Source organism: Enterobacter sp. HG048 (genome assembly GCF_024702055.1).
In the GTDB taxonomy this organism is placed as follows: Bacteria; Pseudomonadota; Gammaproteobacteria; order Enterobacterales; family Enterobacteriaceae; genus Enterobacter; species Enterobacter dykesii.
Window position 1 is genome coordinate 107,549 of record NZ_JANLIZ010000015.1, and the last position, 12,172, is coordinate 119,720.

General features: G+C 56.7%; 13 protein-coding genes and 1 pseudogene. 4 read left to right on the top strand and 10 right to left on the bottom strand.

Going from position 1 to position 12,172, the window contains the following annotated elements; translation table 11 throughout:
- The 3 genes from NUX24_RS16960 to NUX24_RS16970 form a co-directional block, all read right to left on the bottom strand.
- A complete protein-coding gene (locus NUX24_RS16960) occupies nucleotides 1–222 on the bottom strand; it encodes a TraR/DksA family transcriptional regulator (RefSeq protein WP_126329241.1) in 222 nt (73 codons plus the stop codon).
- Nucleotides 222–449 (bottom strand): DUF2732 family protein, encoded by a 228-nt coding sequence (locus tag NUX24_RS16965; protein ID WP_029741400.1) that lies wholly within the window; start codon nucleotides 447–449, stop codon nucleotides 222–224. The genes NUX24_RS16960 and NUX24_RS16965 overlap by 1 nt, the downstream gene beginning before the upstream one ends.
- A gap of 68 nt (nucleotides 450–517) precedes the next feature.
- Nucleotides 518–856 carry a DUF5347 domain-containing protein gene (locus NUX24_RS16970; protein WP_047652778.1) on the bottom strand — a complete coding sequence of 113 codons (339 nt, stop codon included), beginning with the start codon at nucleotides 854–856 and terminating at the stop codon, nucleotides 518–520.
- A 194-nt stretch (nucleotides 857–1,050) separates the two neighbouring features.
- On the opposite strand from NUX24_RS16970, the gene NUX24_RS16975 reads away from it, so the two are divergent.
- Nucleotides 1,051–1,659 (top strand): phage repressor protein CI, encoded by a 609-nt coding sequence (locus NUX24_RS16975; protein WP_374693109.1) that lies wholly within the window; start codon nucleotides 1,051–1,053, stop codon nucleotides 1,657–1,659.
- A gap of 282 nt (nucleotides 1,660–1,941) precedes the next feature.
- A complete protein-coding gene (locus NUX24_RS16980; protein WP_257832988.1) occupies nucleotides 1,942–3,111 on the top strand; it encodes a DNA repair protein in 1,170 nt (389 codons plus the stop codon).
- Here NUX24_RS16980 and NUX24_RS16985 read toward each other — a convergent pair whose 3' ends face one another.
- Complete coding sequence (locus NUX24_RS16985) at nucleotides 3,112–3,876, bottom strand: siderophore-interacting protein (RefSeq protein WP_257832990.1); 765 nt, start codon at nucleotides 3,874–3,876, stop codon at nucleotides 3,112–3,114.
- 147 nt (nucleotides 3,877–4,023) lie between these two features.
- On the opposite strand from NUX24_RS16985, the gene NUX24_RS16990 reads away from it, so the two are divergent.
- Nucleotides 4,024–4,518 (top strand): PadR family transcriptional regulator, encoded by a 495-nt coding sequence (locus tag NUX24_RS16990; protein ID WP_257832992.1) that lies wholly within the window; start codon nucleotides 4,024–4,026, stop codon nucleotides 4,516–4,518.
- On the opposite strand, the gene NUX24_RS16995 is transcribed toward NUX24_RS16990, so the two are convergent.
- A complete protein-coding gene (locus tag NUX24_RS16995; RefSeq protein WP_257832994.1) occupies nucleotides 4,515–6,074 on the bottom strand; it encodes a methyl-accepting chemotaxis protein in 1,560 nt (519 codons plus the stop codon). The two genes, NUX24_RS16990 and NUX24_RS16995, sit on opposite strands and share 4 nt — an antisense overlap.
- 337 nt (nucleotides 6,075–6,411) lie before the next feature.
- On the bottom strand, nucleotides 6,412–7,932 hold the full coding sequence (locus NUX24_RS17000; RefSeq protein ID WP_257832996.1) for a PAS domain-containing methyl-accepting chemotaxis protein: 1,521 nt from the start codon (nucleotides 7,930–7,932) through the stop codon (nucleotides 6,412–6,414).
- Nucleotides 7,933–8,367: 435 nt separating this feature from the next.
- Between NUX24_RS17000 and ygjG the strand changes: the two genes are divergently transcribed.
- The gene (ygjG, locus tag NUX24_RS17005) at nucleotides 8,368–9,747 is read left to right on the top strand and encodes a putrescine aminotransferase (RefSeq protein WP_193805607.1); all 1,380 of its coding nucleotides are present in this window, start codon (nucleotides 8,368–8,370) and stop codon (nucleotides 9,745–9,747) included.
- Nucleotides 9,748–9,828: 81 nt separating this feature from the next.
- On the opposite strand, the gene lsrG is transcribed toward ygjG, so the two are convergent.
- The 4 genes and pseudogenes from lsrG to NUX24_RS17025 all read right to left on the bottom strand — a co-directional run.
- Nucleotides 9,829–10,122, bottom strand: coding sequence for a (4S)-4-hydroxy-5-phosphonooxypentane-2,3-dione isomerase (gene lsrG, locus NUX24_RS17010; RefSeq protein ID WP_126329229.1), 294 nt, complete (start codon nucleotides 10,120–10,122; stop codon nucleotides 9,829–9,831).
- Nucleotides 10,119–11,006, bottom strand: a complete 888-nt coding sequence (lsrF, locus tag NUX24_RS17015) for a 3-hydroxy-5-phosphonooxypentane-2,4-dione thiolase (RefSeq protein ID WP_257832999.1) — start codon at nucleotides 11,004–11,006, stop codon at nucleotides 10,119–10,121. Before lsrF ends, lsrG begins: the two co-directional genes overlap by 4 nt.
- A gap of 11 nt (nucleotides 11,007–11,017) precedes the next feature.
- Nucleotides 11,018–12,019 (bottom strand): autoinducer 2 ABC transporter substrate-binding protein LsrB, encoded by a 1,002-nt coding sequence (lsrB, locus tag NUX24_RS17020; protein ID WP_257833001.1) that lies wholly within the window; start codon nucleotides 12,017–12,019, stop codon nucleotides 11,018–11,020.
- Between the two features lies 1 nt (nucleotide 12,020).
- Nucleotides 12,021–12,172, bottom strand: a pseudogene (locus NUX24_RS17025) (autoinducer 2 import system permease LsrD); the annotation flags it as partial.

Consider the following 12,172-nt stretch of genomic DNA (forward strand, 5'->3'; position numbering starts at 1 on the left):
TTATCCTCCCCGGACGTGTTTATTTTTCATCTCCGCGATCTCCTGGCAGGTTACGCACAGGGCTACGCCAGGCACCGCTATGCGGCGCGCCTCCGGTATCGGGGCATCGCAGTCCTCGCAGAGGAAACGCGAAGGCGATGCGGGTCGTCTGCGGGCGCGATTAATGTACCGCTCTCTGTCTTCCTGCTCGCGCGCCTGCGCAAGATCGATAAAATCGGCCATCAGTGCAGCTCCTGGGATTCGCGCTCGTAGCGGGCCGCCTCATGGCACAGCAGTTCGGCAACATCTTCTCCGCTCATGCCGGTTTTGTAGATATGGCTCGCCAGGGCCTCCAGACGAAGGGAGACCGCGAGGGCTCGCGCGCATCGTTCCTCTGTTTTTGCCTCTGCCAACAGGCGCTTAAGTTCTTCACTTCCGGTTGGATAAGGGCGGTTTTCACTGTTTCGCATCACGCGTTCTCCTTAAATTCAGGCAACAGAGTGCCCGGCGGGTTTACGCCATTAGGTTTCTGGTTGGGTTAGATCGGCATGGTCAGCCGTTCAGGAAATAAACTCACGACAGCACGAAAATGATTCATGGCGTTAATCAGCGCCCTTTTCTCCTCTGTGGTTAGCTCACCGAGCTCGCACTCATGACGGGCGACGGGCAATCTCGCCAGGAAAAAGAGAGCGGCCAGCGCCCTGCTGTTCTCCTCAAAACAGGGATCGCGCTTATCGCGCATTTCGGCCATAAACCGCGCCAGCTCTTTTCCGCTATCGCTCCCGTATCGGGCGCGCAGTTCAGCGACGTGGTTAAGCCCGCTAAGACGCGCCCCCACGCTTAGTGGAACCCTTGCACGGGCAGCTTCTATCGCCATATCTCCCCTCGCGTAAATTCATGCACGCTAGTGCGCTGAAATCGGGCAGAGCACGGTTTTTTCCGCCGTTTGATGATTGCGATTTCAGATGCCATGCTGCATGATTCCCATTTTGATAATGTCTGCAATCACTAGCCTCTGTTTGCCAACGTCTGCCGCTGATTGCCCGAATTTGTAATGATACTAATACCCAAATGAGTATTAGTAAACACCCAAAGGAATATATTTTGATTTTAGATTCTCAAGTGAATAATGAAGAGTTACTCGATAGAATCTGTCAGGTATATGGTTTCACGCAGAAAATCCAGCTGGCCCGGCACTTTAATATCGCCGCCAGCTCGCTTCAGAACCGCTACGCGCGCGGCACCGTCTCTTATGACTTTGCGGTTCAGTGCGCGCTGGACACCGGCGCCAGCCTTCGCTGGCTGATGACCGGACAAGGTGCGCAATTTGAAGGTCACCCCGCGCCGGGCGATCCGGTTTCGGTTTCCACATTCACACTGAGTGATGGAAAGCTGGAAGAAAATACCACTTTGAGTATTGACTCTGGTTTCTTTAGCAAACCGCTGGCTCGCGGCATCGCCGTTCGGGCGGAGGGAAAGCTGCACTTTATTGAAAAAGAAGCATCGTTAACCGACGGCCTGTGGCTGGTTGAGATTGAAGGCACCGCCAGCATCCGCGACCTCACGCTGCTGCCGGGTAAAAAACTCCACGTGGCGGGCGGCAAGGTTCCGTTTGAATGCGGTATCGACGAGATAAAAACGGTGGGTCGTGTGGTGGGGATTTACAGCGAGGTTAATTGAGGGTGGGTCGGATGCATTCGCCACCAAAGGTGGGGCGCTCGCTTTCGGGTAGGACACGGAAAAACCGGAGGCAGGGGAAAAAGAGGATCGACGCACATTAACAGCGCTGGTGAAGGTGTGGCATGTCGCTCTATCGGGTTTACCCCATAATGAGAGCACCACACATCAACTCATTAAAGAAATCCCCCATCGCGCCGATCATCATCCGTGTGTATTATTTCCTGTAGCTTTTACAACAACTAACCTTAACTCAAATACTTAAGCGCCAAAGCGAAAGGCATCATGAGCACACCGATCAAACGGCTAGAAATCATTAAAAATGCCATTGAACTGGAAGATGACGACATCATCCAGAGCCAGCTGACACGCCTGAAAAATGAAGCGTTTGACGATGAGCTACAGGCAATCGTCGTGGCGCTTGAGGAGAAGAACTACACCTCTGCGATGGCGGCCATTACCGCCTGGCTGCAGGGTCAGTGCGCCGTAACCCAATGGCGCGATCCGCAGGTGGCCGCCAGCAAGCTGGAGCTGAAGGCGCTGGAAGAGCGTCTGCGCGATCTGATTGACCGCCGCAACGCCCGGGTGCAACAGCTTGATGAGTTCAACGATCTCTATTTTTCTCGCCTCGGACCGCTGATGCAGCAGATCCTCGCCCTGCGTAAAACGCTGGCCGAGCTCAACCTGCGTCGTCAGCAGGCGGAAGCGCGTCGTCGCGAGGAAGATTACCGTCGCTGCCAGCGCTATATGGCGCAGGCGGTAGAGGTGCTGACGACGCTCACCCAGCGCTGGCGCGATCTCCCGGCCGACTCCATGCAGGCAGCCGAGGCGCGTAAACATCTGGAGCAGCAAAGCAATCTCATCGCCAACCTGCTGGCCGAAGCGCTGGAGCTGGAGAGCGGCTTAACGCGCGAAGAGGAGCCTGCGCGTCAGGCGCGCGACGACGCTAATGAAGAGTACGAGAAATATCGCGAGCAGCATCACGATGCCGAAGTGCGGCTGCGCAAGGGTAAGGACCTTTCGGAAGAGGATCGGAGCGAGCTGAAGCGCCTCTGGCGGCAGGCGAGCAAGCTCTGCCACCCGGATCTGGTGGCGGATGACCTGAAAGAGGAAGCCAACGCGATGATGGTCCAACTCAACCAGGCGAAGCAGCGTGGCGACGTTAAAACCATTCGCTCACTGGTGGCCCGCCTGCAGCAGGGCTTTGAGCCATTGATGGCAAGCGACAGGCTGAACGATCTGGAACGTATCCGCAAAAAAATGGCGCAGGTTCGCGAGCAAATCGACATTTTAGTGAACGAGCTGGCGGAGCTGGAGAAAGAGGAGTCCTGGCTTCTGGTCTCGTCGCTCAACAATATGGAAGCGTACTTCGCTCAGCAGGAGAAAGCGCTGCACGAGGTCCGCGCCTCGCTCGAACATCAGGTGAGCGAAGCGCAGCTGGATTCCGCCGCCTGATTATTTGGCGTGCCAGTATGCGCTGGCACGCACCAGCTGTGGGTCAATCGCGTCGGTTTCAAACTGACGGCTGAGCGTCTTCACAACCTTCCCTTCCCCGGTCAGCCAGATAAAGTAATCTTCCACCGGAACGGTCAGCGCCGCCAGATGGTCCGCTACCGCCTGCGCATTGTGGCCTAGAACCCAGGTGATGTTGAATTCACTCAGGTGCGCCAGATACGCCTTATAAGAGTCATCCCCAACCGTCACAACCGCATGAATTTCCGGGCGAACCGGCAGTTTAGCAATGCTCTCTAAACGTCGACGCAGCGCGGGCATGCCGGACTCGTCGCACACGTACAGCTGCCAGGCGTAATCCTCCGGCACCACCAGCGAACCACGCGGACCGCCGATGGTCAGGCTGTCCCCCGCTTTCGCCTCGACCGCCCAGCGGCTGGCAACGCCGCCGTCATGAATGAAGAAATCGAGTACCAGCTCATGATTTTCCTCATCGTACAGAGGCGTATAGTCGCGCGCCTGAGGACGTACGCCGTCGCCCCAGTCGATGCCTTCATCGGTGACCACCGGCGGTACAAACACCGCACCCGGGGCCGGGAAAAAGACTTTGGTATGGTCGTCGAAACCGCGGGAGCTAAAGCCCTCTAGCTGCTCGCCGCCTAAAACAATGCGCTGGAAACCCGCGCTGACGCGCTCGACGCGGAGCACCGTCAGCTCGCGAAAGCGCAGGTCATTACGAACACGCTGTGGGTAACGGGTAGATGCCATTTTTAGCCCCTTCTTTGGTGAATACGATATATCTAAATCAACTTTCAAATGATAATGATTACTAATAAGGAAAAATGCAAGATCTTTTAGATTGCATCTGAATATATCTTAGATATAGTTTAGATATATCAAATTGAAGGACTTATTATGCGACACGAACACGACAGCGGCGGGCGTCGACCGCGCTTTTTCGGCCACGGCGATCTGCGGCTGGTGATTCTGGATATCCTGACCCGCAGCGCGAGCCACGGCTACGAGCTGATTAAAGAGATCGAGAATCTGACTCAGGGGAATTACACCCCGAGCCCAGGCGTGATCTACCCGACCCTGGATTATCTTCAGGATCAGACCTTTATCACCATTACGGAAGAAGAGAACGGTCGTAAGACGATTACGATTACCGCTGAAGGACAACGCTGGCTGGACGAAAACCGGGAGCAGCTGGAACAGATCCAGATGCGTATCAAAGCGCGTTCCGTCGGTTTTCAGCTGCGCAAAAACCCGCAGATGAAGCGGGCGCTGGATAACTTCAAAGCGGTGTTAGACCTGAAGGTGAATCAGGGAGAGCTCAGCGACGCGCAGCTCAAGCAGATTATCGGCGTGATTGACCGCGCGGCGCTCGAGATCTCCCAGCTGGATTAAGCCGGAGCGTGCTCGCTCACGCGGAAGACGCGTACCAGCTCTTTCAGATGCATCGCTTGTTCGTTAAGCGATGCTGCCGCCGCGACGGACTCCTCCACCAGCGCGGAGTTCTGCTGGGTGGTGGCATCAATCAGGCCAATCGCGCTGTTAATCTGCGAGATCCCCTCCGTCTGCTCGTGGCTGGCCTGCCGAATTTCCCGCAGGATCACGTCCATCTCTTCCACGTTGCCGACCATCCCGTTGATCAGTCCACTCGCTTTTTCAACCAGGTTCATCCCGTCCTGGGTCTGGCTGGTGGAGCTCTCAATCAGCTCGCGGATTTCGCTGGCAGACGACGCGCTCTTCTGGGCAAGCTGGCGAACTTCACCCGCCACCACCGCAAAGCCGCGACCGTGCTCGCCGGCGCGCGCCGCTTCCACCGCCGCGTTCAGCGCCAGAATATTGGTCTGGAAAGCAATGGCGTCGATCAGGTCGATAATGTCGGACATCCGGTTCGACGTCTCGTTAATCAGGCGCATTTTGCTGGTCACCTGCTTCATCATCTCGCCGTTGTTTTTAACCACCGTGGCGGCATCCGCCGAGAGGTTGGTCGCTTCCCCGGTATGCGAGGCGGTATTTTTCACCGTCGCGGTGATCTGCTCCATCGAGGCGGCGGTCTGTTCTACAGAACTTGCCTGCTCTTCCGTGCGCGCGGCCAGATCCTGGTTCCCGGCGACAATCTGCGCGGCTGCGCTGGAGATATTCTCCGAGCCGGTTTGCACCTGCTGCACGATGTCCAGCAGCCGCGTTTTCATCTCCATCAGCGCATGCAGCAGCAGACCCGTTTCGTCTTTACCGTGTGGCGTGATGCTGCCCGTCAGATCGCCCTCAGAAATGGCTTTTGCAAAATGCACCGCCTCGCCGAGCGGACGAGTGATAGCGCGCACGATAAACCAGCCAATCATGCTGCCTGCCGCAACGCTAAAGAGCGTGAGCAGGATCAGCAGCAGACGGTTAGACCTGAAATCCCCTTCCACCTGCGCGCCAGCGCTCTGCATCTCGCTGTTTTGAATGGTAATCAGCTCCTTCACCTTCGCTTTATAAGCCTGCTGCACGGCGAGGGTGGTGGTCATCATCTCCTGAATAGCACCCGCACGATTGTTGTTCTGCACCGCCTGCAAAATGCGGTAGCGCGAGTCCAGATACTGCTGGCGCACGCTGCGGATTTCCGCCAGCACCTGCTGAGACTTTTGATCCTGCAACGCGTTGTTCAGCTCGCCCAGGATCACCGTAATGTGCTCGCTGATCTCTTTCAGGCGCTGCTGAGATTGCCCCGTGTAAGTGCCCTGCTCGTCCAGCAGCATCAGCTGTTGAGTGCTAATAAATTCCTGGAAGTTATCGATTAACTGGTTCGCTTTTACCGTGGTCGGATAATCACTGGTAATAATCGATTGCATCCCGTTATTAGCCCGGTTCAGGCTCAGCAGAGACAGGCTCGCGCTGATGGCCATCAGGACAATAAAGAACCCAAACGCCAGAAATAATTTCGTGCCGATCTTTACGTCATGTAAGAACATATTTTCTCCATCGATGTGATTATTTCTCAGACGATCGCTGTTATCGGTAACGATTCCGCTAACTTTATGAGTTTGATCGTTTTTTTATTTCATAACCGTCGCAATGGATAGGTAGAGGCTATTAATATTGCTCCATCGATCGTTACCAGACCACCAGAGTGGTATTTTTCAAAATAGCGTTCTGTATAACTGACTTAGGCAGGAATAAATAACTGAGGCACTTTCTTTAGTTATTTAATATTAAATTAACAATAAACCACATTAATAGTCACAACCAGAAAAATAAAAAGCCGCTTATTCCTTACGGAATAAGCGGCTTTTTTGGAACATTACTGGCTCAATGAAGTACAGTCACCGCATCCTTGAGGCGTCCGGCGCGGTGCTTCACCATAGCAGAAATGTGCGCGCTCTCCTCGACCAGGTCGGCGTTTTTCTGCGTGATGCTGTCGAGTTCAGCCACCGCGCGGGTCAGCTCTGACAGCCCGGTTGCCTGCTCGGAGGTCGCGTGGCTGATCTGGGCGATAAGCTGCGTCACGTTTTTCACCTGTACAACGATATCATCCATCGTGCGGCCTGCGGCATGCACCTGCTCAGAGCCGGACTGCACCTTGCTGGCGCTGGCATCAATGAGTTTACGAATATCATTGGCGGCGCTGGCGCTTCGGCTGGCGAGATGGCGCACTTCGCCCGCTACCACGGCAAAACCTTTTCCCTGCTCTCCTGCCCTTGCCGCTTCAACCGCCGCGTTCAGCGCCAGAATATTGGTCTGGAAAGCGATGTCGTTAATCAGGGAGGTAATCGAGCCAATCCGCTGCGTGCTGTCGGCAATGTCATCCATGGTTTTGACGACGGTCTGCATCGCATTGCCCCCTTTCGTCGCCGCGCTGCTCGCGGCCACGGAGAGTTTGTCCACCTCGGCGGCGGTTTCAGAGTTGCTCTGAACGGAAGCGGCCATCTGGTTCATTGTCGCGACGGTTTGCTGCACGTTCGCCACGGTCTGACGCGTCCGATCGTTCAGGTCTTCATTTCCCTGCGCCAGCCTGTCGCTGCCGTCACGGACGCTTACCACCTGGCTAGACACGTCATTAATCAACCAGCGGCACATCAGGCCCAGCTGCCCGACCGCGCGCAGCGTCAGCCCGAGCTCGTCGCTGCGGTTCAGATGCTGCACGCTGTTGCGCTCACCGGTTGCGACCTTCAGGGCCTGTCGCGCCACATTCTCGATCGGGCGGACAATCTGCTGCTCAAACAGCAGCGTCCCCAGCAGCATCACCACCGCGGCAGCGGCGAGCGGCATCCACCCGGCGGAGGTCGCGACCAGCGTGGCGGCGAGCAGGGCAAAAAGCACCGCCATCACGCTGCGCACGCGCCAGCGCAGCGGCATCGCCGGCAATTTGCCCAGCCAGCCTTTTCCAACCACCAGCCCTTTATGAATACGTTTTTTACAGCGCCCGTCGTTCAGCGCCCGGTAGAGCGGCTCTACGGCGGCAATCTCTTCCGCTGTGGCTTTGGTGCGAATGGACATATAGCCCGTGACCTGCCCGTGGCGCACCATCGGCACCGCATTCGCACGCACCCAGTAGTGGTCGCCGTTTTTGCGCCGGTTTTTGACAATCCCGCTCCACGGCTCGCCCTGCTGCAGCGTGTACCACATATCGGCAAACGCGGCTTTTGGCATATCGGGGTGGCGCACCATATTGTGCGGCTGGCCCGTCAGCTCATCGAGCTGGTAGCCGCTCACCTGCACAAAGGTGTCGTTGGCGTGCGTGATGTAGCTGTGGACGTCTGTGGTAGACATTAAGGTGGTGTCATCGTCCAGAGGATATTCATTCTGGGTGACATAGGTTGGAGAGGACATCGTGGGCATCCCTTGCAGGTTATTTGAATGTTAATTTTGTGGGTCAATGTTTTTTCGGCGGTAAACAATTTATCTTTAGTTGTTAAACTTGATGAAGATCGCAGATTTGACTTAAACCATACTTTTTGTACGATTTTATAATTCATTGATTTCAAATACTTTCGTAAAGAAATTACCTATAAAGCATGACCAGTTAACGCCCACTTAAGTTGCAGCGAATGCACTTCTTTAGTGCAGATGCGCTTTTCCGCCTACATTTATCCTTTCTGTCCTGTACGGCTAAATCCCGTTTCGGTTGCTCCGGCATGATTAAATATTGTGCAATATTAATTTAACCTGGCGTTTATCCCGATTTTCGTTAAGTCATCTGAAGTGGCGTAATCCCTGCAATACTTAAACCAGTATCATGTGATACGCGATCCCCGGGAGCACATTTTGAACAGGTTACCTTCCAGCGCCTCGGCTCTTGCCTGTACCGCGCACGCACTGAATCTCATTGAGAAGCGAACGCTCGATCATGAGGAGATGAAACAACTTAACCGAGAGGTCATCGATTACTTTAAAGAGCACGTCAATCCAGGGTTTCTTGAGTATCGCAAATCTGTTACCGCCGGCGGGGATTACGGAGCCGTAGAGTGGCAAGCGGGGAGTCTTAACACGCTTGTCGACACCCAGGGACAGGAGTTTATCGATTGCCTGGGTGGTTTTGGTATCTTCAACGTGGGGCACCGTAATCCAGTTGTGGTTTCCGCCGTACAGAATCAACTTGCGAAACAACCTCTCCATAGCCAGGAACTGCTCGATCCGCTTCGCGCCATGCTCGCGAAAACGCTGGCGGCCTTAACGCCCGGCAAACTGAAATACAGCTTCTTTAGCAACAGCGGCACGGAATCGGTCGAAGCGGCGATTAAACTCGCCAAAGCGTACCAGTCGCCGCGCGGGAAATTCACCTTTATAGCCACCAGCGGCGCGTTCCACGGTAAATCCCTGGGCGCACTGTCTGCTACCGCCAAATCCACCTTCCGCAAACCGTTTATGCCACTGCTGCCGGGCTTCCGCCACGTGCCGTTCGGCGACATTAACGCCATGCGCACCGTGCTGAGTGAATGCCGTAAAACCGGCGATGACGTGGCGGCGGTGATCCTGGAGCCGATTCAGGGTGAAGGCGGCGTGATCCTCCCTCCGCTGGGCTATCTGCCCGCCGTGCGTCAGCTGTGCGATGAGTTTGGCGCGCTGCTGATCCTCGACGAAGTCCAGACCGGGATGGGGCGCACCGGCAAAATGTTTGCCTGCGAGCACGAGAACGTGCAGCCAGACATCCTGTGCCTGGCGAAGGCGCTCGGCGGCGGCGTGATGCCAATTGGCGCAACGGTGGCTACCGAAGAGGTCTTCTCGGTGCTGTTCGACAACCCGTTCCTGCATACCACCACCTTTGGCGGTAATCCGCTGGCCTGTGCGGCCGCGCTGGCAACCATCAACGTGCTGCTGGAGCAAAACCTGCCCGCGCAGGCGGAGCAGAAAGGCGACATGCTGCTGGACGGCTTCCGTCAGCTAGGCCGGGAGTATCCGGACCTGGTACAGGATGCGCGTGGTAAAGGGATGCTGATGGCAATTGAGTTTGTCGATAACGAAACCGGCTACAGCTTCGCGAGCGAGATGTTCCGCCAGCGGGTGCTGGTCGCCGGCACGCTCAACAACTCGAAAACCATCCGCATCGAACCGCCGCTGACGCTGACGATTGAGCAGTGCGAGCAGGTGCTGAAAGCGGCGCGTAAAGCGCTGGCAGCGCTGCGGGTGAGCGTGGAAGAGGCGTAATTCCTCGCGGTCATGAAAAACGCCGGGTGGCGCTAACGCTTACCCGGCCTACAAAATCAACACAACCTCTTACCCGTACAGCTACTCCGGCAACAGCCCAACAAAACTGCGTTTCTTACGCGGCTCCGACATCAGCCCTTCAAGCCTATCCACGCACGCCAGGTAGTGCGGGGTTTGCTTATGCGCCAGCACCGCCTCCTCGTCTTTATAGGCCTCGTAGATAAAGAACCGGGTTTTCACCCGCGGGTCCTGCAATACGTCAAAGCGCAGGTTTCCCGGCTCCTTGATTGCCCCCTCGTGGTTGGCGCGAAACACCTCAAGAAACTCGTCCACCCGCTCGGGTTTGATGTTGATTTCAACCAGCGTCACGTTCATTTTGCTTCTCCCTGTTTCTCTTCCTGCCAGAACTGAAACGCGTCACGGGCATTCCAGTTCTCGTGAACCACTTTCTTCACCGCCTTCAGCATGGCGAGCGGCGCGCTGGACTGGAAGATGTTGCGCCCCATGTCCACGCCGGACGCCCCCTGGTCGATCGCCCGCCAGCACATCTCCAGCGCCTCGTGCTCCGGCAGCTTTTTGCCCCCGGCGATCACAATCGGCACCGGGCAGCTGGCGGTCACTTTTTCAAAGCCCTCGTCCACGTAGTAGGTTTTGACGAACTGCGCCCCCATTTCGGCGGCGATGCGGCTGGCCAGCGAGAAATAGCGCGCGTCGCGCGCCATCTCCTTGCCGACGCCCGTCACCGCCAGCGTCGGCATGCCGTAGCGCGCGCCCGCATCCACCAGCTTGATGATGTTGTTGATCGACTGATGCTCAAATTCGCTGCCGATATACACCTGCGCCGCCACCGCGCAGACGTTCAGGCGCAGCGCGTCCTCCATCGCCACCGCCACGCACTCGTTCGACAGCTCACCCAGAATCGAGTTACCGCCCGAGGCGCGCAGCACCACCGGTTTGTTCGTGGCGGCTGGCACCTGGCTTCTCAGGATACCGCGGGTGCACATCAGCACGTCGGTTTCGCCAAACAGCGGCGCGATGGAGAGATCGATACGCTCAAGGCCGGTGGTCGGCCCCTGAAAGTAGCCGTGGTCAAAGGCCAGCATCACCGTGCGGTTGCTCTGCGGGTTGAAGATGCGCGAAAGCCTGGACTGCATGCCCCAGTCCAGCGAGCCGCAGCCCTTCAAAGTAAAATGCACATTCTGCTGCGGCGTGCCGATGCCAAAATCCTTGCCGTCTTTGATGTCGTCTAAATCAGCCATTTGCTCCCCCGTCAGAAATCGTATTTGCTGATGTTCTCTTTGGTGAACACCACGCGCTCCGGCAGCAGCACGATGCCGTTGCCTTTCGCCTCATACTGGTAGCCCTGCACGCTGTTCGGCTCGACCTTCAGCGCCCCGATGTTTTTGACGTCCACGCTGTCGCCGACGTTAAGATCGCCTTTTTTCAGCAAGCGATCGGCGACATTGACCGCAATTTTGCCCTGTTGCACCACATCCCACAGGCCAAAGGCTTTTACCGTGCCGCGCTCAACGTACGGGCGCATCACGTTCGGCGTGCTGAAGCCGACAATCGCCACCCCTTTCCGCTTCAGGTTTTCCGCCGCCTGCGCCGCCGCAGGCAGCGCGTTGGCGTCCGGGGCGATGATCGCATCCAGATCCGGATACGCTTTTAAGATCCCTTCGGCGGTTTGCAGGGATTTGGTGGCATCGTTATAGCCAAATTGGGTCGTCACAACCTGCCACTGAGGGTGGTCTTTCTCGATTTTGGCCTTCGCCTCTTTCACCCACTGGTTCTGGTCGGTTACGGTCGGGCTTGAGTAGAAGAACGCCACTTTGGCATTGGGTTTGGTGACCTGTTTGCCCGCCATCTCCACCAGCAGGCCGCCCAGCTGTTCCGGCGTCCCCTGGTTGATATAGATGCTGCGGCACTCCGGTTTGGTGTCGGAATCCCAGGTCAGGACCTTGACGCCGCGCTGCATCGCGCGCTTGAGCGCCGGGCAGAGGCCGTCCGGCGATACGGCGGAGACGATGATGGCGTTATAGCCCTGGTTGACGAAGTTATTGATGAGCTGCACCTGGCCGGAGACGCTCGGCTCGGTCGGGCCGTCGTAGGTCACGTCCACGCCGAGGTCTTTCCCCGCCTCTTTCGCGCCGTTGCCGCCGCTGGTGAAGAAGCCCACGCCCACCAGCTTCGGGATAAAGGCAATGCGGTCCGCCGCCTGCGCCGAAGCGAAGCTGAGGGCCATTGCCAGGACGAACAGTTTTGTTTTCATCTTACGCTCCGGATAGTTTTCTAAAGAGAGATCGCACCCACTCACGGTGCAGACTCAGCGAACGTCCCATCACCACCACAACCAGCAGCGCCCCTGACAGCGCGCTCGACACCTGGTTGGGGATGCCGACCATCTGTAAACCCTGCTGCCTGT